Raw genomic sequence first — 22,577 nt, 5'->3', positions numbered from 1 at the left:
ATGCTCATGTGCCGCGCGCGCACCGAGCGGGTGCGCTCGACTGGCGTGGACGAGCGCGCCCATCTCGTCGAGCTGGGCGCGTTTGATCGGGGCACGCACGCGCTTGGCGCCCGCGGCGTAGCGGGGCAGGAGGGTCGGTGAGGTGCGCGCCAGCGCGAGGCCGCCCGGCGCTGTGAGCGCGGCGCCAGCGAGGAGTCGCACGGCAAAGCGCGTGAGCGACTCCTCGATGGGGTGCGGCGATGCCTCAGTTGCGACGTGCCGCGTAGCCGGGCGGCAGTTCGGACGGCGGGCAGGCGATGACGCTTTCGTCGTGGGCGCCGCGGTTCTCGATGAAGGTCAGCGTGGCGAACTCGTCCACCACCAGCTTCGGATAGGTCGGGCCGGCATCGCGGTAGGCGCGCATCTCACCGAGATGTTCGTTCTGGAAGCACACGGTCTTTTCCGGCGCCTGCGCCACCCATTGCGGGAAGAAGATCACCCCGTGCAGCTTGCGCGCCTTGAGGTTGACCGAAACGCTGACGCAGGTGCCGGTGGGTTCGTCCCAGGAAATCTTGTAGACCTCGGGCGAGAGCCTGACGATGTGCGCGGCCTGGTCGCGCACCCAGCGCCCGCCGACCATGCCGCTATGGATGCGATAGTCCACGGTGCGCTCGTCCTTGACGTACAACTCGTACTGCCAGCCGTTGTCGTAGGTGTAGATCATGTGGGTGCCGACGAAGTCGACGAGTTCTTCGGGCTTGGTGGATTCGAAGGGATCGGACATGGCGAATTCCTGAGGAGTTGAGAACACGCCATAGTCTGTGTTCGGATTATTCGACGTTCAAACGCTGATTTCGGCGCAAAAAGATCGATTAATCCGATAGGATCAGTGCCATGACCGCCATGCCCCGTTCGACGCTCGAGCAATGGGCCGTGCTGCGCGCGATCGTGCGCGAGGGCGGCTTCGCCGCGGCCGCCGTGGCGCTCAACCGCAGCCAGTCCTCGGTGAGCTACGCCGTGGCGCGCTTGCGCGAGGCCCTCGGCGTGGACCTGCTGACGCTGGAGGGGCGCCGTGCCGTGCTCACGCCCGCGGGCGAGGCGCTGCTGGCCGAAGCCACCCCGCTGATCGACGCGCTGGAGCAAGTCGAGCGTCGGGGCCGCGGCATCGCCGGTGGCGAGCCCGTGCGCGTGCGCCTGCTGGTGGATGTGCTGTTCCCGCGCGCGCGTTTGTTCGATGCCCTGGCGGCCTTCACCGCGCGCCATCCCGGCATCGACATCCATCTGGTGCAGACCGTCCGCCAGTGGCCGGATGAGGACCTGCTGGCCCGCCACGAAGTGGCCGTGCTGCCGACGCCGGGCGACCAGATCGGGGACGCGACCATCGTCAGCGTCGAACTGCTCGCCGTCGCCGCGCCGGGCCATCCGCTCGCCAAGGCGCGCGCGCCGGGCAGGCAGCGGCTCAGGCATGTGCTGGCCGAGATCCGCGGCGCGCAGTTCGAGTCGGTGCGGCCGCCGAATCAGCGCGTCTGGCTGATGAACACCGTAGAAGGCGCAGCCGACGCCGTTCGACGCGGCCTGTGCTTCGGCTGGCTGCCAACCGACCTGATTCACGAGGATCTGGCCACCGGCGCGCTGGTGCCGCTGACCCTGGGCGCCGGCAGCCGGCGCGCCATTCCGCTCAAGCTGTGGAAAGGAAGCAGCGAGGCCGCCGCCTCGCAGGCGGTTGCCGCACTGGCCGACCTGATCCGGAACGGACCTGCGGTCTGACGGCCGCGCGCGTCGCTTGTCGATCGATGCGCATGCGGCGCGCACACCTTGGCTGAGGCCAGACATGAAAAAACCGCCTCATGGGCGGCTTGATCAAGACCACTTGCAAATGGTCGGGGAGACAGGATTCGAACCTGCGACCTCTACGTCCCGAACGTAGCGCTCTACCAGACTGAGCTACACCCCGAAGGAGCCGCGCATTCTAGGCAAAGGCGGGCGGGTCGGCAAGAGGGGATGTGCATCGATCTGCATCGATGGGGGTTTCGCGCGTGGCGGGCGCTGCCGCGAGCCGCGCCGGCGCATAGAATATGCGGCCCCACGTTCCGCCGGAGTCACCCGCTTGATCAAGCCGCGCACGCCGCCTGGCGTCATGGAGCTGCTGCCCCGTGACCAGATCGCCTTCCAGCGCATGCTGGACACGATCCGCCGCAACTACGAGCGCTTCGGCTTCCTGCCGGTGGAGACGCCGGTGTTCGAGCTGTCCGAGGTGCTGCTGACCAAATCCGGCGGCGAGACCGAGCGGCAGGTGTATTTCGCCCAGTCCACCGGCGCGCTGGCCCAGGCCAACGAGGGTCTGCCCGAGCTGGCGCTGCGCTTTGACCTGACGGTGCCGCTGGCGCGCTACGTGGCCGAGCACGAGCACGAGCTGGCCTTCCCGTTCCGGCGCTACCAGATGCAGCGCGTGTATCGCGGCGAGCGCGCCCAGCGCGGCCGGTTCCGCGAGTTCTACCAGTGCGACATCGACGTGATCGGCAAGGACGAGCTGAGCATCCGCTTCGATGCCGAGGTGCTGGCGGTGATCCACGCGGTCTTCTCCGAGCTGCAGATCGGCGCGTTCACCGTGCAGCTCAACAACCGCAAGCTGATGCGCGGCTTCTTCGAGAACCTGGGCGTGGCCGATGGCCAGGCGCAGATGCTGGTCCTGCGCGAGGTCGACAAGCTGGACAAGCGCGGCGCCGACTACGTGCGCGAGACGCTGACCGGCGAAGGCTTCGGCCTGCCGGGTGAGGTGGTCGAACAGATCCTGGCCTTCGTCGCCGTGCGCTCCACCGGCCACGACGATGCGCTGGCGCAGCTGGAGCGCCTGGGGCAGGGCAGCGCGGTGTTCAACGAGGGCATCGCCGAGCTGCGCGAGGTGCTGAGCCTGGTCAAGGCGCTGGGCGTGCCGGAAAGCGCGTACTGCCTGAATTTCTCCATCGCCCGCGGCCTGGACTACTACACCGGCACGGTCTACGAGACCCAACTGGACGCCTATCCGCAGATCGGCTCGATCTGCTCGGGCGGACGCTACGAGAACCTGGCCAGCCACTACAGCAAATCCAAGCTGCCCGGCGTGGGCATCTCGATCGGGCTGACGCGCCTGTTCTGGCAGCTGCGCGAAGCCGGGCTCATCCAGGAAGCCGACGTCAGCAGCGTGCAGGCCCTGGTGGCGCTGATGGACGAGGCACAGCTGCCCGATTCGCTGGACATCGCCCAGCGCCTGCGCGCCGGCGGCATCAACACCGAAGTGCAGATGGAGCCGAAGAAGCTCGGCAAGCAGTTCCAGTACGCCTCGCGCGCCGGCATCCGCTTCGTCGCCCTGGCCGGCGAGGACGAACTGGCCCGCGGCGTGGTCACTGTGAAGGACCTGGTGCGCGAGCTGCAGTTCGAAGTCCCGCGCGAGGAACTGGCCACTACGCTGCGCGTGGAACTGGCGCAGGTGAGCGCGCTGACGGGACGCTGATCGCGCACTGCGTTAGGCCAGGCCGGCGCTGGTTGCCGGCATCGGCTGAAGCTGGAACAAGAAGAGGGCGCCATCGGCGCCCTTCTTCTTTAGCGAAGTGGAGCGCTCGGTGGGAGCAACCGTCTCTCAGGTCAAGCCGCAGCCTCCTTGTAGAGCGGAGCTTGCTCCGCTGGGGCTTGCCGATGATCCGGTCGAAACGCAGCGGAGCAAGCTCCGCTCTACAGGTGGGAGCCGCCCTTGTGGCCTTCTCGGCCAATGGCGGCGACAGGGCTCTACCGAAGAAGTGTCAGCATCAGGATGAGGCCTTGTCGGGAAAGCCTCATCGCCGCCATTGGCCGAAAAGGCCACAAGGGCGGCTCCCACAGAGGCATCGGGCATCAAGTGCGATCAGTCCTTGCTGCCCGCCGGCGGCATCAGCCCATGGCGGCGCAGCATCTCGATCAGGGCGAGGCGTCTGTCGGGGACATTCCGGAACGCGCCGCTGGCCTGGTCCACGACCTTGCCGTCCCGGACGATGGCATAGGTCGGCATGCGCCAGGCGGGCAAGAGCGTCCAGTCGCTGCGCTGGGTGATGAGGTACATCGGTGTGCCTGGGAACCTCGCATTCCAGGCCTTCCAGGCGTCGAGGTCTTCCACGCCCGGTGGCTGGCCGAGCCAATGCGCATGCCTGGCGAAGACCGGGCCCAGTTCGGGATCGGCCGCGATGTCCTGCGCCGCATCCACGGAGAAGTGGCAGCCGGCGAGGACAGGATCTGCGTCTGGGCCAGGTCGGCGGATTCGGCGTCCATGCGGGTCGCATCGGCGGACAGGCGCCACCAACGCGGGCCGGTGGGCAGGGCATCGGCGGGCGTGCCGACGGCGGGGATCGAGGCCAAGGCGATGGCGGGATGCTGCGCGGTCAGCGCGCGTGCATCGTCGAGCTTCCCTGAGGCCAGCAGGGCGCGCTGCGTATCCTGAATCAACGCGCCGCGTTCCATCCCGCGCTGCTCGAGCAGGACCAGCAGCGCGAGCAGATCCTGGGTCGCCGACTGATCGCTGCCGCTCCCGGCGGCGTTGGCCGCGGCGCGGGCGAGCAGCAGGAGGTCTGGATCGGTCAGCTTATCGGCCTGCTCGACCAGCGTCTTGGGAAACAGTTGGCGATAAAGGGCGTCCATGTGCCGCGCGCGCGTCGACGCATCGCCTTCCGCCACGGCGCCGGTCAGCGCGATGTACTGCGTGTAGCGCCGATCGATGTCGCTCGGGGCCTTCCGGTCGCCGCGCCATGCGGGCGGGACGGGATCGGTCCTGAGCGTCGTGGCGATCGGGTCGTCGCCCAGGCCGAGGAGGGCGAGCACGGCCTGGGCCTGCGCCTGATCCAGCTCCCAGGTCAGGTCCTCGAAGGGCAGGGACACGACACCGCGTTCCCCGTACCCCAGCCCCGCCAGGAAGCGTTGCCGGCCACCGGCGCTGAACGCGTCCAGCGGGCTGGGTTTGCCCCGGTTGGCCCTGAGCCAGGCATCGAGCTTGGCGCGGCTGTCCAGAGGCGGCCGCACGTCCGCCGGTGCCTCGGGCGCAGCCGCTACGCTGGGCTCGGGCATGTGGGCGGATGCCCCGAGACTGCACAGGACGCCGGCCACCAGCGCGGCGGCAAGGGCGGCGGAGCGAAGGACGGGCATGGCGGACTCCTTGTCGCGAATCGGCCGGGTGGGCCGGGTTCCCGGGCCAGATCCTAGCGCGGCCGGGGAGGGGGTTCATCGCCCGGCCGGGCGGCGGGTTGTCCTGATCCGTGTGAATGTGCTAATGTGATAGCGCGTTAATACATTGAGACATCCATGAAGCGCCGCACCGAGACCGACGAGAAGACCACCAGCCTGGCCCAGCAGTCGCTGGCGCGCGCGCTGGCGGGTCTGACCAAGCCGGAGGAAGTGCGCGCGTTCCTGGTCGATCTGTGCACGCCCGCCGAGCTGGAGGCCATGGCCGATCGCTGGCGCGTGGTGCCGCTGCTGCTCAAGGGCGTGCCCTACCGCGAGATCCACGAGCTGACCGAGGTCAGCGTCACCACCATCGGGCGCGTGGCGCGCACGCTGGAAACCGGCACCGGCGGCTATGCCGCCGCCCTGCGCCGCCAGCAGTCGCGCACCACCGCCTCTCACTGAAGTTCTCTGCCATGCCTCCCATCGTTGCCAACGCGACGCGCGACCGTCTGCGCATCGCCATCCAGAAATCCGGCCGCCTGGCCGACCCGGCGCGCAGTCTGCTGGCCGCCTGCGGCCTGAGCTGGCGCGAGAGCCGCGACAAGCTGTTCTGCTACGGCGAATCCCTGCCCGTGGACCTGCTGCTGGTGCGCGACGACGACATCCCCGGCCTGATCGCCGATGGGGTATGCGACTACGGCATCGTCGGCCGCAACGAGCTGGACGAGCAGGCCAATGCGCGCCTGGAGATCGGCCTGTCGCCCGCGTATCGCGAGGTGCGTCCGCTGGGCTTCGGCGGCTGCCGGCTGATGCTGGCCATCCCCGAGAGCTGGGAATGGCAGGGCGCGCAGCAGCTGCAGGGCCTGCGTATCGCCACCAGCTATCCGGCGATCCTGCGCCAGTGGCTGTCCGCGCGCGGCGTGGAGGCCGCGGTAGTCGAGCTGTCCGGTTCGGTCGAGATCGCGCCCAAGCTCGATACCGCCGACCTGATCTGCGACCTGGTCTCCAGCGGCGCGACGCTGAAGGCCAACCAGCTCAAGCCGGTGGAGACCCTGCTGGAAAGCGAGGCCGTGCTGGCCGGGCCGGTGCGCGGCTTCAACGATGCGCGCGCCGACCTGTCGGCGATGCTGCTGCGGCGCATGGACGGCGTGCTCAAGCTCAAGGACAGCAAGCTGCTGATGTTCCGCGCCGCGCCCGACACCGTGCCCGCGCTAAGCCGCCTGCTGGCCGATGCCGAGCCGCTGGTGCAGCTGCCGGGCGAACACGCCGAAGGTATCTCGCTGCAGACCATGTGCCACACGGCCATCAGCTGGCAGCAGCTGGAGGAACTCGAACGCGCCGGCGCGCGCGGCCTGATGGTGCTGTCGGTGGAGCGCTCGCTGGCATGAACGCGAATCTCCGCCCCGAATCCCCCAACGCACAGCGCATCGTTTGGAACGCGCTGGATGCCCGGGCCCAGGCGCAGACCCTGGAGCGCCCGGCGCAGACCGTGGCCGAGCAGACCCGCCGCACCGTCGCCGCGCTGATCGAAGAAGTGCGCAGCGGCGGGCTCGACGCGCTGCGCGCGATCACCCAGCGCTTCGACGGCGCCGCGCCGGCCTCCTTCGAGGTCGGCGAGGACCAATTCGCCGCTGCCGAAGCCGCCATCGACCCGGCGCTGAAGCAGGCCATGGTCGAGGCCGCCGCGCGCATCACCGCCTTCCACAAGGCCGGCATGGCCCAGCCGTATGCGGTGGAGACCGCGCCGGGCGTGGTCTGCGAACGCGTGATCCGCCCGATCGGCCGGGTCGGCCTGTATGTGCCGGCCGGCAGCGCGCCGCTGCCCTCGACCGCGCTGATGCTCGGCGTGCCTGCCCAGCTGGCCGGCTGCCGCGAGGTGGTGCTGTGCACGCCGCCGCGCAAGGACGGCACCGCCGATCCGGCCGTGCTGGTCGCCGCGCGCCTGACCGGTGTGAACCGGGTCTTCGTGCTCGGCGGCGCCCAGGCCATCGCCGCGATGGCCTACGGCGCCGGGCCGGTGCCGGCCTGCGACAAGCTGTTCGGCCCGGGCAACAGCTACGTCACCGAGGCCAAGCAGCAGGTCGCGCAGAGCGGTGCGGCCGCCATCGACATGCCGGCCGGCCCGTCGGAGGTGCTGGTGATCGCCGATGCCGGCGCCAATGCCGACTTCGTCGCCGCCGATCTGCTGTCGCAGGCCGAGCACGGCCCGGATTCGCAGGTGCTGCTGCTGTCCGACGACGCCGGCCTGCTGGATCGCGTCGAGGCCGCGCTGGCCACGCAGCTGGCCGCGCTGCCGCGGGCGGACATCGCGCGCCGCGCGCTGTCGGCCTCGCGCCTGGTCCAGGTGCGGACGCTGGAGGAGGCCTTCGCCATCAGCAACCGCTACGCGCCCGAGCACCTGATCCTGGCCCTGCGCGAACCGCGCGTGTGGCTGCCCAGGGTCGAGGCGGCCGGTTCGGTGTTCCTGGGCGATTACACGCCCGAGGCGCTGGGCGATTACTGCAGCGGCACCAACCACGTGCTGCCCACCAGCGGTGCGGCGCGCGCCTACAGCGGCGTGTCCGTGGCCAGCTTCCAGAACTTCGTCAGCGTGCAGTCGGCCAGTGCCGCGGGCATCCTGGCGATCGGACCCTCCGCGGTGATCTTGGCCGAGGCCGAGAGCCTGGAGGCCCACGCCAACGCCGTGCGCCTGCGCCTGGCGGAGGCGGCCCGATGAGCGCCCCCGATCCGACGCCCCGCGATCCGCTCGACCTGGTCCGCCCGGACCTGCGGGATTTTAGCGGCTACAAGTCCGCCCGCACCGAAGCCCTGCGCGGCGATGTCTGGCTCAACGCCAACGAGAGCGCCTGGAGCAATCCGGCCGACGCCAGCGCGACCTCGCGCCGCTATCCCGATCCGCAGCCGGCCGCGCTGAAGGCCGCGCTGTCCGGCCTGTACGGCTGTGCGCCGGAGGAACTGCTGATCGGGCGCGGCAGCGACGAGGCCATCGATCTGCTGGTGCGCACGCTGTGCGTGGCGGGGCGCGATGCGGTGGTCGTCACCCCGCCGGTGTTCGGCATGTACGCGGTCAGCGCGCGCCTGCAGGATGCGCGGCTGATCGAGGCGCCGCTGGTCGACGGGCCTGACGGCTTCGCGCCGGATTTCGACGCGATCGCGCAGGCGGTGCTGGAGCAGGGCGCCAAGCTCGTGTTCCTGTGCTCGCCGGCCAACCCGACCGGCGCTTCGATCCCGCTGGCCGAGATCGAAGCGCTGCTGCAGCGCCTGCAGGGCCGCGCCCTGGTGGTGGTCGATGAGGCCTACGGCGAGTTCTCGGAAGTGCCCTCGGCACTGACCCTGCGTGCGCGCTATCCGGAAGTGGCCGTGCTGCGCACGCTGTCCAAGGCCCACGCCCTGGCCGCCGCGCGCGTGGGCGTGGTGATCGCCGATGCGCGCCTGGTGGCCGTGCTGCGCGCCTGCCAGGCGCCGTATCCGGTGCCCACGCCGTGCGCCGAGCTGGCCGTGGCCGGGCTGTCGCCGGCCGCCCTGGCGGCCACGCGCGCGCGCATCGCCACGGTGATCGAGGAACGCGCGCGGCTGGCCGCGGCGCTGTCGGTCCTGCCCGGCGTGCGCCACGTGTACGCTTCCGACGCCAACTTCCTTCTGGTGCGCTTCGACGATGCGCAAGGCGCGTTCGGCGCGCTGCTGGCCGCCGGCATCGTGGTGCGCGACCAGCGCGCCGCGCCGCAGCTGGGCGATGCGCTGCGCATCACCATCGGCGCGCCCGAGCAGAACGCCCGCGTCCTGGCCGCGCTCAATGCGCAGGCGGTGGCCGCATGAGCCAGAAGATCCTCTTTGTCGACCGCGACGGCACCCTGATCGAGGAGCCGGCCGACTTCCAGATCGACGCCTACGAGAAGCTGCGCTTCGTCAAGGGCGTGATCCCGGCGCTGCTGAAGCTGCGCGATGCCGGCTTCCAGTTCGTCATCGTCACCAACCAGGACGGGCTGGGTAGCGAAGGCTATCCGCGCGAACGTTTCGACGGCCCCAACGATCTGATGCTGCAGATCTTCGAAAGCCAGGGCATCGCCTTCCGCGAGGTGCTGGTGGACTGCAGCTGGCCGGCCGACAACGCGCCCACGCGCAAGCCCGGCCTGGGCCTGGTGATGCACTACCTGCGCGATCGCGGCATCGACCTGGACGGCTCGGCCATGGTCGGCGATCGCGAGACCGACATCCGCTTCGCCGAGAACCTGGGCATCCGCGGCTTCCAGCTCAAGACCCCGCAGTTCGGCGGGGAATGGGACTGGGCCGGCATCGCCCATGCGCTGGCCGACAAGCCGCGCACGGCGCGTGTGCGGCGCAAGACCAAGGAGACCGACATCCTGGTCGAGCTCGACCTGGACAAGGTGGCCGAGCCGAAGATCCACACCGGCCTGCCGTTCTTCGACCACATGCTCGAGCAGATCGGCAAGCACGGCGGCTTCGCGCTGCAGATCCAGACCACCGGCGATCTGCACATCGACGAGCACCACACCATCGAGGACACCGCGCTGGCGCTGGGCGAGGCCTTGAAGCAGGCGCTGGGCGACAAGCGCGGCATCGGCCGCTACGGCTTCACCCTGCCGATGGACGAATGCCTGGTCAGCGCGGCGCTGGACTTCTCCGGGCGGCCGTACCTGGTGTTCGACGGTGCGTTCAAGCGCGAGCGCGTGGGCGACATGCCGACCGAGCTGGTGCCGCATTTCTTCCGCTCGCTGTGCGATGCGGCCGGGCTCAACCTCAACCTGCAGGTGCGCGGCGACAACGACCACCACCAGGTCGAGGGCTGCTTCAAGGCGCTGGCGCGCGCGCTGCGCCAGGCGATCCGGCGCGAAGGCTCCGAGCTGCCCTCGACCAAGGGGGCGCTGTGACCACGCTGGCCCTGATCGATGCCGGCGGCGCCAACATCGGCTCGGTGCGCTATGCGCTGGGCCGGCTGGGCGTGGAGGCGCAGCTGACCACCGATGCGCAGGTGATCCGCAGCGCGCAGCGGGTGATCCTGCCCGGCGTCGGCGCGGCGGCGCAGGTGATGGCGCGGCTGCACGAACTCGACCTGATCGACACCCTCCGCTCGCTGGAGGCGCCGCTGCTGGGCGTGTGCGTGGGCATGCAGGTGCTGTTCGAACATTCCGAAGAGGACGACACCCCGTGCCTGGGCCTGCTGGCCGGCCGCGTCGGCAAGCTGCCCGTGGCCGACGGCATCCGCGTGCCGCACATGGGCTGGAACACGCTCACCCCGACGCGCGCGGCCTCGCTGACCGCGGGCATCGGTGCGCAGGACCAGGCCTATTTCGTGCACAGCTACGCTGCGCCGGTCGGCGAGGACTGCCTGAGCACGACCACGCACGGCCAGGCCTTCGCGGCGGTGGTGCAGCGCGGCCGCGTGGCCGGCGCGCAGTTCCACCCCGAGCGCTCGGCCGCCACCGGCGCGCGCCTGCTGCATAACTTCATCGAATACGGCCTGGCCTGATGCCCGCGCCCGCACCTTGGCTCATGACCTCCGACTCTTCCTTCCAGCTCTATCCCGCCATCGATGTGCGCGGCGGGCGCGTGGTGCGCCTGGCCCAGGGCGACTACGACCGCGAAACCACCTACGGCGACGACCCCTTGGCCGCCGCGAGAGGCTACGCCGACCAGGGCGCGCGCTGGCTGCATCTGGTCGATCTGGATGCGGCGCGCGCCGGCGGCTACACCCTGGCGCCGCTGCTGCGGGCGCTGCGCCAGACCACCGGCCTGCAGGTGCAGACCGGCGGCGGCGTGCGCGGGCGCAGCGATGTGCTCGCGCTGCTGGAGGCGGGCGCGACGCGCGTGGTGATCGGCTCGCTGGCGGTGCGCGCCCCGCTTGAGGTGCTGAGCTGGCTGGCCGAGTTCGGCCCCGAGCGCATCACCGTGGCGCTGGACGCGCGCCAGGACGCGGCGGGCGTGTGGCAGCTGCCGATCCACGGCTGGACCGAGGGCTCGGGCGTGGCCTTGGACGAACTCGCCGTGCGCTATGCCGACGCCGGCCTGCAGCAGCTGCTGTGCACCGATATCGCCCGCGACGGCATGCTGAGCGGCCCCAACTTCGCCCTTTACCGGCATCTGGTCGCGCTGCTGCCCGGCGTGCAGGTGCAGGCCTCCGGGGGCGTGCATGCGGTCGGCGACGTGCGCGAGGCCAAGCTTGCCGGCTGCGGCGGCATCGTGCTGGGCCGCGCGCTGCTGGAAGGCCGCTTCACGCTGGAACAGGCCTTCGCGGAGGCCGCCTCATGCTGAGCCGGCGCATCGTGCCCTGCCTGGACGTGCGCGGCGGACGCGTGGTCAAGGGCGTGAAATTCCGCGACCACATTGACATGGGCGATATCGCCGAACTGGCGCTGCGCTATCGCGACGCCGGTGCCGACGAACTGGTGTTCTACGACATCGGCGCCAGCCCAGAAGGGCGTTCGGTCGATTACGGCTGGGTGGAGAAGGTCTCGCGCCTGCTCGACATCCCGTTCTGCGTGGCCGGCGGCATCCGCAGCGTGGAGACCGCGCGCGCGGTGCTGCATGCCGGCGCGGACAAGGTCTCGATCAACACCCCGGCGCTGGAACGACCGGCGCTGATCGGCGAGCTGGCCACGGCCTTCGGCGTGCAGTGCGTAGTGGTGGGCATCGATTCGGTGCGCGAGGCGGACGGGCAGTGGCGGGTGCGCAGCTACACGGGCGACCCGAGCAAGACCCGCGCCGAGGGCCTGCGCACGCTGGACTGGATCGTGCAGGCCCAGGACCCTGGGCGCCGGCGAGATCGTGCTCAACTGCATGGACAGCGACGGCGTGCGCCGCGGCTACGACATCGAACAGCTCAAGGCCGCGCGCGCGCTGTGCCATGTGCCGCTGGTCGCCTCGGGCGGTGCCGGCGCGCCGGAGCACTTCGTCGCTGCGTTCCAGGACGCCGATGTGGACGCGGCGCTGGCCGCCAGCGTGTTCCACAGCGGCGCCATCGCCATCCCCGACCTCAAGCGCACGCTGGCCGATGCCGGCATCGCCGTGCGCCCGGCCGCGTGAGCGGCCTTCCAATGGATTCCGAACCGATGGGTACGACCGACACACTGGACTGGGCCAAGGGCGAGGGCCTGCTGCCCGCCGTGGTGCAGGACGCCGACACGCTGCGCGTGCTGATGCTGGGCTACATGAATGAAGAAGCCCTGCGGGTCACGCGCGCGTGCGGCCACGTCACCTTCTTCAGCCGCAGCAAGCAGCGCCTGTGGACCAAGGGCGAGACCTCCGGGCACTTCCTGGACCTGGTCGACATCCAGGCCGACTGCGACAACGACACGCTGCTGGTGCTGGCGCGCCCGCACGGGCACACCTGCCACCTGCAGCGGCCCAGCTGCTTTGCCGAAGCGCCGGCTGCGGTGGGCGTGGGAGCCGCCACGGCGGCGAATGGGCCTTCCCGGGGAAGCCCCATCGCCGCCATGGCGGCTCCCACGGATATCGGGTTCCTGGGGGAGCTCGATGCGCTGATCGCCCAGCGCCACGCGCAGCGCCCGGAAGGCAGCTACACCACGCGCCTGTTCGAGGGCGGCACTCGCCGCATCGCGCAGAAGGTGGGAGAGGAGGGCGTGGAAACCGCGCTGGCCGGCGTCGCCCAGGGCGATGCCGAACTGCTCGGCGAGAGCGCCGATCTGCTCTATCACCTCACCGTCCTGTTGCGGGCCCGCGGCCTGTCGCTGGCCGACGCGGTCGCGGTGTTGCGGCAGCGCCACGCCGGTTAGAAACCGGTTCCTCACGCGACGCAGCGCAGCAAGCCGCATCTTCATCGCGGGTGCAACGCGCCGAGAAAACGTTGCCAGCACGACGTGCGCTTGTCCGCGATCGGACAACGGCGCACGACATCGCCGCTTGTCTGCAACGGACACGGCAGGCGCCGCCGCGACAACACGCGCCGATCAGCTCCGGGGCATAGCTGTCGCAATGCCTGCGAGGCCCGGAAGTCCTGCGGCGACGCGGTCGGCGTGACCGCTGTCCCGACGCGCGGCGGGAGCGGACCGATACGTTGTTTCGCCCTGGCTTCGCCCAATGCGTGCAGCGGCCAACGCATGACGTGGCGATGCAATTCCATGGCCTGATTTCGACAAGCGAGCGTCACCCGCAGGCCAAATTTCCATCATCAGCGCGCGCGAAGAAGCCATTGCGACTGCGGCCACAGAACCGAACATCATCCGTTGACAACGTTGTCTTCGGCAAAGCACGGTCGGTTTGCGGCAGATGTCAAAAACGCCATATGCCGCAGTCGCAGCTGGCGCCTGCCATCAGGGGGAGGCGGGCCAACAACGCCCAGGCGGGGTTTCAAGCAACCGCGCCATCCACTGGAGAGAGACATGATGTCCACCCGCAAATCGACGTTGTGGTCGTTGATCAGTGCAAGCGCCACCACCGGCATCCTCGGATCGCTGGCCTCGGCGGCCGTCGTTACCTTCGTCCCGATGCAGTCGGCGCAGGCCCAGACCGCATGCGCGGCGGCATGGAGCGCCTCGTCCGTCTATACCGGCGGCAATACCGCCAGCAAGAGCGGCATCAACTACGTGGCCAACTGGTGGACCCAGGGCGACGACCCGACCACCCATAACGGAGGTGCCGGGTCGGGCCAGCCCTGGACCTCGCAAGGCGCCTGTTCGTCCACCGGCGGTGGCGGCGGTGGTGGAGGCGGCGGCGGGGGAGGTGGTGGTGGGGGCGGTGGCGGGACGCCGACCAACCCGACCTATCCCAGCTTCGTGTTCAGTCCCTACAAGGACGTCACGATCAACCTCAACTGGAACACCAACGTGATGCAGTCCAAGGTCACCGGCACCGCCTTGCCGGTGGCGGGCGCGGGCAGCCTGATCTCCACGCAGGTGCCGAACCTGCAGGCGGTGACGCTGGCCTTCGCGACCGGCACCTGCGGCAGCGAGACCTGGGGCGGCGTGTCGGCCGATGCCTTCAAGAACGCCAATATCCCGGTGCTCAACAATGCCGGCGTGAACTACATCGTCTCCACCGGCGGCGCCTCGGGCACCTTCACCTGCGGCAGCGCGACGGGCCTGGCCAACTTCATCGCCCGCTACTACACCCCGCACATGATCGGCGTGGACTTCGACATCGAAGGCGGCCAGACCCAGGCCAGACCGATGCGCTGGTGGCCGCGGCCAAGGTGGTCGAGAGCCAGTATCCCGGCATCCGCTTCTCCTTCACCCTGGCCACGCTGGCCGCGTCCGACGGCAGCTACGGCGGCGTCAACGCGCTCGGCAACCAGGTGATCCAGGCGGTGCTGGCCTCCGGCCTGCAGCACTACACGATCAACCTGATGGTGATGGACTTCGGTCGCGCCCAGGCGTCCAACTGCGTGCTCAAGAGCGGTGGGCTGTGCGACATGGGGGCCTCGACCATCAAGGCCGTGGAGAACCTGCGCCACACCTACGGCATCGCGCCGCAGCACATCGAGGTGACGCCGATGCTGGGTCGCAACGATACGGCCGACGAGATCTTCACCCTCGCCGACGTCGACACCGTGGCGCTGTATGCCGCGCAGAACGGCCTGGCCGGTGTCCACCACTGGTCGCTGGATCGCGATACGCCGTGTGCGACGCCGTCGGATTACGCCTCGCCGATCTGCAATTCCTACACCGGCCCGGGCATACTGGCCTACACCAAGCGTTTACTGACCGATCTGGGGTTCTGAGTGGGGTTGGCTGCCAGGGAAGGCGGCCCTTTTATTCAAGTCGCTCGTTGGGGTGGGAACACCTGTTTCCTCAACTCTAGCGCCCGCCCGTCTGTAGAGCGGAGCTTGCTCCGCTGCTCTTCGGCCGGCTCGTGGGGAAGGCCCCAACGGAGCAAGCTCCGCTCTACAGGGAGCAAGCATCGCTTCAAGCCATCAAGCGACCACCAGATCGTCCAGGCGCAGCCTGGCGATCTTCTCGATCTGTTCCAGGCAGGTGGCGATCTCCGCCTCGGTCGGCTGCTCCACGCGCTCGCGCAGCGCGGCGATGATGCTGGCGCGCGTGTGGCCGCGCACGGCCAGGATGAAGGGAAAACCGTGTCGTTCGCGATAGCGGCGGTTGAGCTCCACCAGCTCGGCGTACTCGGCGGGCGTGCACTGATCCAGGCCGGCGCCGCGCTGCTCGCTGGCCGAATGCGCGGTGAGCTCGCCGGCGATGGCGGCCTTGCCGGCCAGCTCGGGATGGGCGCGGATCAGGCCGAGCTGCGCCTCGACGCCGGCCTCGCCCACCACCTGGCACATCGCCGCATGCAGCGCCTCGCGCGAGGGGTAGGGCCGTGTCGCCGCAGCGCCGGCCGGCACCCACGGCGAGTGTTCGAAGATGCCCGCCAGCGCGCCGATGAAGGCATCGCGCGGCAAGGCGTTGAGTTCGGCCAGGGCGATCATGCGGCCACCACGAACGGATGCCGCTGCTGCCAGTGGCGCGCGATGTCGATGCGCCGGCACACCCACACTTTGTCGTGCTTGGCGATGTGATCCAGGAAGCGCTGCAGTGCGATCAAGCGCCCCGGCCGCCCCAGCAGCCGGCAGTGCATGCCCACCGAGAGCATCTTCGGCGCGTCCTCGCCCTCGGCGTAGAGCACGTCGAAGCTGTCGCGCAGGTAGTCGAAGAACTGCGTGGCGGTGTTGAAGCCCTGCGGGGTGGCGAAGCGCATGTCGTTGGCGTCCAGCGTGTAGGGCACCACCAGATGCGGCTTGCGCGCGCCGTCCGTGGTCTCGACCTGGGTCCAGAACGGCAGTTCGTCGCCGTAGTAGTCCGCGTCGTAGGCAAAGCCGCCGTGCTCGACCACCAGCCGCCGCGTGTTGGGGCTGTCGCGCCCGGTGTACCAGCCCAGCGGCGCACTGCCGGTCAGCCGCGTGTGCAGCTCGACCGCGCGCTGCAGGTGTTCGCGCTCGGTGGCCGGGTCCATGTCTTGGTAGTGGATCCAGCGCCAGCCGTGGCTGGCCACTTCATGGCCCAGCTCGACGAAGGCCGCGGTAGCCTCGGGGTGGCGCGCCATCGCCATGGCCACGCCGAACACCGTCAGCGGCAGGCCGCGCCGTTCGAACTCGCGCAGGATCCGCCACACGCCCACCCGCGAGCCGTATTCGTAGATCGACTCCATGCTCATGTGCCGCGCCGGATACGAGGCCGCGCCGACGATCTCGCTGAGGAACTGCTCCGAGCCGGCATCGCCGTGCAGGACGTTGTTCTCGCCGCCTTCCTCGTAATTGAGCACGAACTGCACCGCGATCCGCGCGCCGCCCGGCCAGTCGGCATGCGGCGCATGGCGGCCGTAGCCGATCAGGTCGCGGGGATAGTCGGAGCTGGTATCGGACATCGCGGCACTCGTGGAGCGTTGGAAGGCTTGCACTGTAGGAACAAGGCCGCGGTGGCACAACGCATGGGGGCCGCTACGGCTCTGGTCCTTCCAGATCACCGTGACGCAGCGCGATGCGGATGGCCTGCGCGGTGGTGCTGGCCCCCAGTCGCTTGCGGATGCGGCGCAGGTGGTGCTCAATCGTGCGCGCCGACAAGCCCAGCGTCGCGGCGATGTCGGCCTGGCGACGGCCGGCGGCGGTCCAGGACAGGATCTCGCGCTCGCGGGCGCTGAGCGAACTGGGCGCGGCGGCTTCGGGGGCTTCCAGCAAGCGACGCGCGGTGCGGAACGCGGCGGTGCCGACCATCGCCAGCGACAGTCTGGCTTGCGCCGAGGCGTCGATGCGTGCGCCGCCCAGGCTAAGCGCGCCTTCCAGTCCGAGCGGCCCGAAGACCGGGATCTGCAGCCCGTGCACCCCCGGCCCGCGTGGCACGCGCACCACGCGGTAGCGCTCTCCGGTGGGCGCCTGGGTCTTGGTCCAGAAGAACGGCATGCTCGCCCGCACCACGTGCCGCGTCACCGGGCAGTGGCGCACATAGGTCTCCGCATCGACCTGCGTGCCCGTGCCGAACCAGTCGCCATGAATCCAGTAGATCCGCTCGAGCAGGTCTTCCTGCGCCATCGACGCGGCGAACACCACGACCCGGTCATAGCCCAGCGTCGCGGCGAAGTGGCCGAATCCCGCCTGCAGCGCAGGCAGCGCGGTGCTGGCCTCCATCGCCAGCGTCGCATCGAACGCCGCCTGCGCCGCGCCCTCGCTCATCGCCGTGCCACGTCGTTCAGCAGCGTGCGCGCCGCGAGCTTGCCAAGCTCGTTGGCGGCCAGCGGGCTATCGCCGGTCAGTACGCGCCGGTCGCGATGGACCATGCCCGACATGTCGGCGTTGACGATCTTGACGCCGGCCTGGGTCAGGCGTTCGCCCAGCAGCCAGGGCATCGCGCCGGGCAGATAGCCGATCTCGACGTTGGCGCCGGCATCCAGACTGTCCGGGAACACGCACATCTCATAGCCGCGGAACGGGAAATCGGCCGCCTCCTTGCCCAGGCCCGCGGCCAGCAGCCCGGCCGGGCCGTGACACAGGCTGATGACGTAGCGCTCGTTGGCCATCGCCCACTCCAGCGCCTTGCCGACCTCCTTGCTGAAGGGCAGCCCGTTGAGCGCGCCATGGCCGCCCGGGATGAACACGCCCAGATAGTGGCCGCCCTCCAGATCGTCGACCAGGTCGGAGAGCTTCTTCGGCGTCCTGAAGCGCTGCAGATACTTGGCATAGGTCGCCTTGACCGCCTCGTCCTGATGCGGGAACGCCCAGTGCTCCAGCTTCACCGGATCGCCGGAGATCGTGGCGACCTCGATTTCGAAGCCGGCCTTGTCCAGGTGCAGCATCGGCAGCAGCGTCTCGACCGGATGGTTGCCGGTGGAGAAGAACTTGCCGTTGCCCATCAGCAGATAGCGCTCCTGGGTGGCGATCATCAACATCTTCCACTTGCCGCCGGTGTAGGCGTCGGGATAGTCGGCGCCGTCGAAATCGGTCTTCGGCGAGGTGTATTGCGACAGCGAATAGGGCGAGGGGAAAAAGGCGTCGTGCTCGGCTGCGTCGGGCGCGGGCGCGCGGTCGTTCTGCTCGGTCATGGCGTGCTCCAGGTTCGGTCGAATCGATGGAGTGTCAGGCTAGGACCGTGACAGGGGCGCGGCAATGCGGGTTTTCCCCTAACGTCGCGTCGAGCGCACGCGCGCGTCTCAGCGATCCAGACGACGCACGTAGAAGCGCGAGTCCACCGCCATCAGCGGAAAGCGCGGCGGCAGCGCCTCGCGCGCGATCGGCGCGAAGCCATGCTTCTCGTAGAAGCGGTGCGCGGCGAGGAAGCGGTCGGTGGTGCCCAGATAGATCGCGCGCAGCGCGCTGGCCTGCGCATGCGCATGCGCCAGCAGCGTGGCCAGCAGGCGCGGCGCCACGCCATGCGCGTGGCCGCGATGGCTGGCCGTCACGAACATCTTGCGCAGCGCGGCCTCGCCCTCGCCGATGTCGCGCAGGCCGATGCAGCCCACGATCCGGCCCGCGTCCTCGGCGACCCAGAAGCCGCCTTGGCCCTGGCCGTAGAAGCCTTCCACATCGATCAGGTCCGGCTGCGCGGCCAGGTCGATGTCCAGGCCGAACTCGCCGCGCTGGATGCCGACGATCAGCGCGCCCACCGCATCGCGGTCGGCCGGCTGCCAGGGGCGGATCGCAGGGGCGGGCATCAGGCGTGCGGCGGCTCGGGCGACAGCGGTTCGGAGGATCGCGCGCCGCCCAGGCCGTTGAACCAGAGGTTCAGCGCCACGCAGGCCAGCGTGGCCAGGGCGATGCCACTGTGCAGCAGCGGCGCCAGCGCCTTGGGCAACTGGTCGAACACCGTCGGCGCGGCCACCGGCGCCATCGCCAGGCCCACGCCGACCGCGACGATCAGCAGGTTGTGCCGGCGCCCCTGGAAGTCCACCAGCCCCAGCACGCGGATGCCGTTGGCGGTGACCATGCCGAACATCACCAGCCCCGCGCCGCCCAGCACCGCCGGCGGCACCGAGGCCACCAGCACCGCCAGCTTGGGCACCAGCCCCAGCACGATCAGGATCGCCCCGGCCAGCACGCACACCCACCGGCTGCGCACGTTGGTCAGCGCCACCAGGCCGATGTTCTGCGAGTACGAGGTATCGGGGAAGGCGTTGAACACCCCGCCCAGCAGCGTGGCCAGCCCGTCCACGCGCAGCCCGCGCACCAGCGCCGGGCGATCCACCGGGCGCTGCACGATGTCGCCCAGCGCCAGGAACATGCCGGTGGACTCGACGAACACGATGAACAACACCACGCACATGGTCACGCAGGACCACAGCTCGAATTTGGGCGCGCCGAAATGGAACGGCAGCACCGGCGCCAGCCACGCCGCCTCGCGCAGGCCGCTCACATCCACGCGCCCGGCCAGGGCGGCCACCACCATGCCGCCGGCCAGCCCCAGCAGCACGCCGATATTGGCGACGAAACCGCGCCCATGCCGCAGCAGCGCCAGCACGCCCAGCAGCACCACCGCGGCCAGGCCCAGATTGATCGGCGCGCCGTAGTCGGCCGCGCCCACGCCGCCGGCGGCCCAGTTCACCGCCACCCCGACCAGGGTCAGCCCGATCACGGTGATGACCGTGCCGGTGACCACCGGCGGGAACAGACGCAGCAGCCGCCCGATCAGCGGCGCGGCCAGGATGCCGACCACCCCGGCGACCAGGTTGGCGCCGAACACATAGGGCAGGCCCAGCGCCGGATTGCCGCCGATGGCGATCATCGGCCCCACGCTGGCGAAGGTGGCCGCCATCACCACCGGCAGGCCGATGCCGAAGCCGCCGAGCCCCAGCGACTGCACCAGCGTCGCCAGCCCGCAGCAGAACAGGTCCGCACTCACCAGGAAGGCCGTGTCCTCGCGCGACAGATGCAGCGCCCCGGCCACGATCAACGGCACCGCCACCGCCCCGGCATACATCACCAGCACATGCTGGATCGCCAGCAGCCACAGCGGCCCCGCCGGCGGCACGGCATCGATCGGCGAAAGCGAGGGCAGGGCGCGGGACATCGGCAGGCTCGATGGGGGCGAGCGCTGAACTTAGCCTGCAGGTGGTGCGGCGCACAATCCTCCGGTGGGCCAGGATCGCTTGAGCTTCTTCATCGTCGAGACGTGGGATCTCGGTGCCGAGACGCGCACTTCGGCCACGATTCGATTGCAGTGGAAGGCCTTGCCAGGGCTTGTCGAACTTCCGCTCAGCGCCCGATCACGAACGGATCCGCGCCGCAGGGGAAAAGCTGGCTGTCGTCGCATGGCCAAAGCGCAGCGGGCACTTTCTGCAGGACCTCGAAGCGATCCTTCTGCCAGACCAAGAATCCACCGTGGACGAAATTCCCATGGTCGAACGTGCGTGCGTCCTCGACGAGCTTGCGATCCGGATCGGCTTCCGCGATCCAGCGCACAACGGGAACCTTGTCCAACTGCAGCGTCAGCGCAAACAGCTCGCCCACACCTTGATCGGTGTACTTGGGGGTGATGCCCTCGACCTTGGCCGCGAGCGCAGCGGTGACGTCCTCGGGTGCCGAGGTTCCCTTGACCACGTAGGCGCGCATGCCAACCGTGCTGGCCGGACAGCCGTTCAACTGCACCAGATAGCCTGTCGTATCGCCGGCACTGTGGAAGGCGCGCATCCAGTAGTGGAAGTCTGGTCCGCTCTTGTCCGTGACCAGGAAGTCGCTGTCCTTTCCAGCGCCGGGGATCGCAAAGAGCTGCACTTTCGCGGAATCTTCGACCCGGCAGCCTAGCCCTTGCAGCACCTGCTTCGCGACAGGCGGCAGCGTTGTGTAGGTTCCGCCTTCCCGGGAACTCCCCGAGGCCTCTGGCAACGGCGGTAGTCCCGTGTCCTTGGAAGACCCTTGCGTTGTGACAGGAGCGTTCGGTGCGGCTGCTGCCGGTGCCGGGTCCGTCGCGCCCTTGGTCTGTGGCTTGCCAGCCGGTGCGCATGCGCACGCGATACACATCGCAACCACTGCCGTCATGTCGAGATGAATGTGCGTTCTCGTTTTCATCGGTCAGCGGCCACCTAGGGCAGGCGCATCCTGCTGCTGCTGCGCGGGAGTGTGCTGGGTGGGAGCATCGACGGCTTGTTCCCGCGTCTGCTGCTGGAGCAGTCGCAGGCTCGTGTCCACAGCGGTCTGCTGGAGCTCAGCGGCATTGACCCCCACGCGCAGCGCCCCTGGATCGCCAGGGCGGCCCTGCACCAGGAACAGCGTTTCGCCGGCCGCGCGCGTGCCCGTAGCGTTGCTGGCCACCAGATCGTCCACGCGCGTGATGCCGCCGGCCTTGGCTTCGTGCAGCATCAGCAGGCTGTAATCCTCGGCGTGCTGCGCGTACCGACCTCCCATGGCCCGCAGGCGTGTGCTGATCTGCTGCTGCATGGCGTGGTCGCTGTGCTGGGCATGTCTTGGGTCATTGGCAGGATCGACCTGCACACCTGGATCAAGCGTGCGAGGTTGGCCCGGCGCTACGGACGTCAGCACATACTGCCAGCGGTCCTGGCCCGGCTCCGCGCGCACGGTCTGGACGAAGTCGTTGTATCGCCCTCCGCCAATGGTCTGGCAACCGGCCGAATCGGTATTGCGCGAACTGCCGCGATGGATCTTGAAGGTATCGTTGAGATCCTGGACACCATGGGTATCCCGGGCATCGAACCAGCCATCGCCATTGCTGTCGCGCTCGACGCGGTTCGCGCCGGCGGTCAGCGCGGCCGCAGAGGGGCGAAGCGCAAATTCGTCGGCATGTCCATGGTAAGGGTGGGTCGTTGCCTGCATTTCCGTGGTGCCCTCCGCGAGCCTGCCCATGTCCTTGACGCGGTCGCCGTTGACATCCCCGCCTTCGGTCTTCGTCCGCGTCCTGACGTCGCCGAAGCCGGGACTGGGGGGCTTGGTCTTGGCGTGTCCGTCGTATTGGGCAGTAGGTTCGGTTGTAGCGTCGTTGTACTCCCTCGCATGCTTTCCGCCCTGGGCATCGGTCCAGAGCACCACGATGCGATCGTTGTAGACGCCCTGGCCTCGTTTCTCGGTGGTTCTGTCCTCGTGACGCAGTCCGAGAATGACGCGATCGGTCGTGGACAGGGCATCGCGTGCCGCTGAGTCACCGCGCACCGCAACGATGCTGCCGTAGACATCGTGCTGTTGCGCTTGGGACAAGGCGCTCGTTTCCTCACGCTCCGGCATCCTGGGCGGCCTGTCTGCCGCGGCGAGCCTGTCCAACATGGGGCGCACAGCGGAGCTGTCCGCGGCGGCAACCGCGCCGGGTTGGCGCAAGCCGCTCAGCTGTTCCCTGGCACGCGCGGCAACATATCGATCAAGCGATTCCTGCACGACGGTCGCTTGACCTTGCCGCAGCTCCGCGAGCCGGGCGGCCGCCTGACGGGCCTGATCTTGTCGCAGGAGGGCGACGACTTCATCGGCCGAGGCACTGATATCCATTTCTGGCATGGCGCATTCCTTGATCGCCGGTGAGACATCGGATTCCAGCCTACAT

The 22,577-nt window shown here is 69.4% G+C and carries 21 protein-coding genes, 1 tRNA gene and 1 pseudogene; 12 read left to right on the top strand and 11 right to left on the bottom strand.

All coding sequences use genetic code 11. From position 1 onward, the window contains the following. Positions 1–244: 244 nt before the first annotated feature. Positions 245–763: a phenolic acid decarboxylase gene (locus ACFJIT_RS08020; protein WP_379655532.1), complete on the bottom strand. Its 519-nt coding sequence runs from the start codon at positions 761–763 to the stop codon at positions 245–247. A gap of 110 nt (positions 764–873) precedes the next feature. On the opposite strand from ACFJIT_RS08020, the gene ACFJIT_RS08015 reads away from it, so the two are divergent. Next, complete coding sequence (locus ACFJIT_RS08015) at positions 874–1,746, top strand: LysR family transcriptional regulator (protein ID WP_379655531.1); 873 nt, start codon at positions 874–876, stop codon at positions 1,744–1,746. Between the two features lie 110 nt (positions 1,747–1,856). On the opposite strand, the gene ACFJIT_RS08010 is transcribed toward ACFJIT_RS08015, so the two are convergent. Beyond that, a tRNA-Pro gene (locus ACFJIT_RS08010) sits at positions 1,857–1,933 on the bottom strand. Between the two features lie 153 nt (positions 1,934–2,086). On the opposite strand from ACFJIT_RS08010, the gene hisS reads away from it, so the two are divergent. Next, the gene (gene hisS / locus ACFJIT_RS08005; RefSeq protein WP_379655530.1) at positions 2,087–3,469 is read left to right on the top strand and encodes a histidine--tRNA ligase; all 1,383 of its coding nucleotides are present in this window, start codon (positions 2,087–2,089) and stop codon (positions 3,467–3,469) included. A gap of 440 nt (positions 3,470–3,909) precedes the next feature. On the opposite strand, the gene ACFJIT_RS08000 is transcribed toward hisS, so the two are convergent. Beyond that, positions 3,910–5,124, bottom strand: a complete 1,215-nt coding sequence (locus ACFJIT_RS08000) for a hypothetical protein (protein ID WP_379655529.1) — start codon at positions 5,122–5,124, stop codon at positions 3,910–3,912. Positions 5,125–5,280: 156 nt separating this feature from the next. On the opposite strand from ACFJIT_RS08000, the gene ACFJIT_RS07995 reads away from it, so the two are divergent. The 10 genes and pseudogenes from ACFJIT_RS07995 to ACFJIT_RS07950 all read left to right on the top strand — a co-directional run bounded on the left by ACFJIT_RS07995 (position 5,281) and on the right by ACFJIT_RS07950 (position 14,414). Next, positions 5,281–5,604: a YerC/YecD family TrpR-related protein gene (locus tag ACFJIT_RS07995; protein WP_130519675.1), complete on the top strand. Its 324-nt coding sequence runs from the start codon at positions 5,281–5,283 to the stop codon at positions 5,602–5,604. 11 nt (positions 5,605–5,615) lie between these two features. Next, positions 5,616–6,530, top strand: coding sequence for an ATP phosphoribosyltransferase (hisG, locus tag ACFJIT_RS07990; protein WP_130522397.1), 915 nt, complete (start codon positions 5,616–5,618; stop codon positions 6,528–6,530). Next, on the top strand, positions 6,527–7,858 hold the full coding sequence (gene hisD, locus ACFJIT_RS07985) for a histidinol dehydrogenase (RefSeq protein ID WP_379655528.1): 1,332 nt from the start codon (positions 6,527–6,529) through the stop codon (positions 7,856–7,858). The genes hisG and hisD overlap by 4 nt, the downstream gene beginning before the upstream one ends. Next, positions 7,855–8,958: a histidinol-phosphate transaminase gene (gene hisC / locus ACFJIT_RS07980; RefSeq protein ID WP_379655527.1), complete on the top strand. Its 1,104-nt coding sequence runs from the start codon at positions 7,855–7,857 to the stop codon at positions 8,956–8,958. Before hisD ends, hisC begins: the two co-directional genes overlap by 4 nt. After that, the gene (gene hisB / locus ACFJIT_RS07975) at positions 8,955–10,031 is read left to right on the top strand and encodes a bifunctional histidinol-phosphatase/imidazoleglycerol-phosphate dehydratase HisB (protein WP_379655526.1); all 1,077 of its coding nucleotides are present in this window, start codon (positions 8,955–8,957) and stop codon (positions 10,029–10,031) included. The genes hisC and hisB overlap by 4 nt, the downstream gene beginning before the upstream one ends. After that, positions 10,028–10,630 carry an imidazole glycerol phosphate synthase subunit HisH gene (hisH, locus tag ACFJIT_RS07970; RefSeq protein ID WP_379655525.1) on the top strand — a complete coding sequence of 201 codons (603 nt, stop codon included), beginning with the start codon at positions 10,028–10,030 and terminating at the stop codon, positions 10,628–10,630. The genes hisB and hisH overlap by 4 nt, the downstream gene beginning before the upstream one ends. Before the next feature lie 23 nt (positions 10,631–10,653). After that, entirely contained in the window at positions 10,654–11,412 is a 759-nt protein-coding gene (hisA, locus tag ACFJIT_RS07965) for a 1-(5-phosphoribosyl)-5-[(5-phosphoribosylamino)methylideneamino]imidazole-4-carboxamide isomerase (RefSeq protein ID WP_131660026.1), read from the top strand. Further along, positions 11,406–12,183, top strand: a pseudogene (gene hisF / locus ACFJIT_RS07960) (imidazole glycerol phosphate synthase subunit HisF). The gene hisA and the pseudogene hisF overlap by 7 nt, the downstream one beginning before the upstream one ends. A gap of 26 nt (positions 12,184–12,209) precedes the next feature. Beyond that, positions 12,210–12,893, top strand: a complete 684-nt coding sequence (gene hisIE, locus ACFJIT_RS07955; protein ID WP_379655524.1) for a bifunctional phosphoribosyl-AMP cyclohydrolase/phosphoribosyl-ATP diphosphatase HisIE — start codon at positions 12,210–12,212, stop codon at positions 12,891–12,893. Between the two features lie 609 nt (positions 12,894–13,502). Further along, positions 13,503–14,414, top strand: a complete 912-nt coding sequence (locus ACFJIT_RS07950) for a hypothetical protein (RefSeq protein WP_379655523.1) — start codon at positions 13,503–13,505, stop codon at positions 14,412–14,414. A gap of 614 nt (positions 14,415–15,028) precedes the next feature. Here ACFJIT_RS07950 and uraD read toward each other — a convergent pair. The 8 genes from uraD to ACFJIT_RS07910 form a co-directional block, all read right to left on the bottom strand. Further along, positions 15,029–15,538 carry a 2-oxo-4-hydroxy-4-carboxy-5-ureidoimidazoline decarboxylase gene (gene uraD, locus ACFJIT_RS07945; protein WP_379655522.1) on the bottom strand — a complete coding sequence of 170 codons (510 nt, stop codon included), beginning with the start codon at positions 15,536–15,538 and terminating at the stop codon, positions 15,029–15,031. Next, entirely contained in the window at positions 15,535–16,473 is a 939-nt protein-coding gene (gene puuE, locus ACFJIT_RS07940) for an allantoinase PuuE (RefSeq protein ID WP_379655521.1), read from the bottom strand. Before puuE ends, uraD begins: the two co-directional genes overlap by 4 nt. Before the next feature lie 73 nt (positions 16,474–16,546). Beyond that, positions 16,547–17,275, bottom strand: a complete 729-nt coding sequence (locus ACFJIT_RS07935; RefSeq protein ID WP_379655520.1) for a PA1136 family autoinducer-binding transcriptional regulator — start codon at positions 17,273–17,275, stop codon at positions 16,547–16,549. Beyond that, positions 17,272–18,141 (bottom strand): glyoxalase III HchA, encoded by an 870-nt coding sequence (gene hchA / locus ACFJIT_RS07930; RefSeq protein WP_379655519.1) that lies wholly within the window; start codon positions 18,139–18,141, stop codon positions 17,272–17,274. The genes ACFJIT_RS07935 and hchA overlap by 4 nt, the downstream gene beginning before the upstream one ends. Before the next feature lie 108 nt (positions 18,142–18,249). Beyond that, positions 18,250–18,750 (bottom strand): GNAT family N-acetyltransferase, encoded by a 501-nt coding sequence (locus tag ACFJIT_RS07925; protein ID WP_379655518.1) that lies wholly within the window; start codon positions 18,748–18,750, stop codon positions 18,250–18,252. Continuing rightward, positions 18,750–20,102, bottom strand: a complete 1,353-nt coding sequence (locus ACFJIT_RS07920) for a nucleobase:cation symporter-2 family protein (protein ID WP_379655517.1) — start codon at positions 20,100–20,102, stop codon at positions 18,750–18,752. Before ACFJIT_RS07920 ends, ACFJIT_RS07925 begins: the two co-directional genes overlap by 1 nt. A gap of 185 nt (positions 20,103–20,287) precedes the next feature. After that, a complete protein-coding gene (locus ACFJIT_RS07915) occupies positions 20,288–21,100 on the bottom strand; it encodes a hypothetical protein (protein ID WP_379655516.1) in 813 nt (270 codons plus the stop codon). Positions 21,101–21,103: 3 nt separating this feature from the next. Continuing rightward, entirely contained in the window at positions 21,104–22,531 is a 1,428-nt protein-coding gene (locus tag ACFJIT_RS07910) for an XVIPCD domain-containing protein (protein WP_379655515.1), read from the bottom strand. Between the last annotated feature and the right edge of the window lie 46 nt (positions 22,532–22,577).

The sequence above is a fragment of the Pseudoxanthomonas sp. UC19_8 genome, assembly GCF_042700505.1.
GTDB classification, from domain to species: domain Bacteria; phylum Pseudomonadota; class Gammaproteobacteria; order Xanthomonadales; family Xanthomonadaceae; genus Pseudoxanthomonas_A; species Pseudoxanthomonas_A winnipegensis.
Note: the sequence above shows the minus strand (reverse complement) of the source record. Positions and strands in the feature narration are given on the sequence as shown.

Bases quoted from the DNA above. Each gene is read 5' to 3' on its own strand.
- ACFJIT_RS08020 (WP_379655532.1), bottom strand. From the start codon at position 763: ATGTCCGATCCCTTCGAATCCACCAAGCCCGAAGAACTCGTCGACTTC.
- ACFJIT_RS08015 (WP_379655531.1), top strand. From the start codon at position 874: ATGACCGCCATGCCCCGTTCGACGCTCGAGCAATGGGCCGTGCTGCGC.
- ACFJIT_RS08000 (WP_379655529.1), bottom strand. From the start codon at position 5,124: ATGCCCGTCCTTCGCTCCGCCGCCCTTGCCGCCGCGCTGGTGGCCGGC.
- ACFJIT_RS07995 (WP_130519675.1), top strand. From the start codon at position 5,281: ATGAAGCGCCGCACCGAGACCGACGAGAAGACCACCAGCCTGGCCCAG.
- hisG (WP_130522397.1), top strand. From the start codon at position 5,616: ATGCCTCCCATCGTTGCCAACGCGACGCGCGACCGTCTGCGCATCGCC.
- hisD (WP_379655528.1), top strand. From the start codon at position 6,527: ATGAACGCGAATCTCCGCCCCGAATCCCCCAACGCACAGCGCATCGTT.
- hisC (WP_379655527.1), top strand. From the start codon at position 7,855: ATGAGCGCCCCCGATCCGACGCCCCGCGATCCGCTCGACCTGGTCCGC.
- hisB (WP_379655526.1), top strand. From the start codon at position 8,955: ATGAGCCAGAAGATCCTCTTTGTCGACCGCGACGGCACCCTGATCGAG.
- hisA (WP_131660026.1), top strand. From the start codon at position 10,654: ATGACCTCCGACTCTTCCTTCCAGCTCTATCCCGCCATCGATGTGCGC.
- hisIE (WP_379655524.1), top strand. From the start codon at position 12,210: ATGGGTACGACCGACACACTGGACTGGGCCAAGGGCGAGGGCCTGCTG.
- ACFJIT_RS07950 (WP_379655523.1), top strand. From the start codon at position 13,503: ATGTCCACCCGCAAATCGACGTTGTGGTCGTTGATCAGTGCAAGCGCC.
- uraD (WP_379655522.1), bottom strand. From the start codon at position 15,538: ATGATCGCCCTGGCCGAACTCAACGCCTTGCCGCGCGATGCCTTCATC.
- puuE (WP_379655521.1), bottom strand. From the start codon at position 16,473: ATGTCCGATACCAGCTCCGACTATCCCCGCGACCTGATCGGCTACGGC.
- ACFJIT_RS07935 (WP_379655520.1), bottom strand. From the start codon at position 17,275: ATGAGCGAGGGCGCGGCGCAGGCGGCGTTCGATGCGACGCTGGCGATG.
- hchA (WP_379655519.1), bottom strand. From the start codon at position 18,141: ATGACCGAGCAGAACGACCGCGCGCCCGCGCCCGACGCAGCCGAGCAC.
- ACFJIT_RS07925 (WP_379655518.1), bottom strand. From the start codon at position 18,750: ATGCCCGCCCCTGCGATCCGCCCCTGGCAGCCGGCCGACCGCGATGCG.
- ACFJIT_RS07920 (WP_379655517.1), bottom strand. From the start codon at position 20,102: ATGTCCCGCGCCCTGCCCTCGCTTTCGCCGATCGATGCCGTGCCGCCG.
- ACFJIT_RS07915 (WP_379655516.1), bottom strand. From the start codon at position 21,100: ATGAAAACGAGAACGCACATTCATCTCGACATGACGGCAGTGGTTGCG.
- ACFJIT_RS07910 (WP_379655515.1), bottom strand. From the start codon at position 22,531: ATGCCAGAAATGGATATCAGTGCCTCGGCCGATGAAGTCGTCGCCCTC.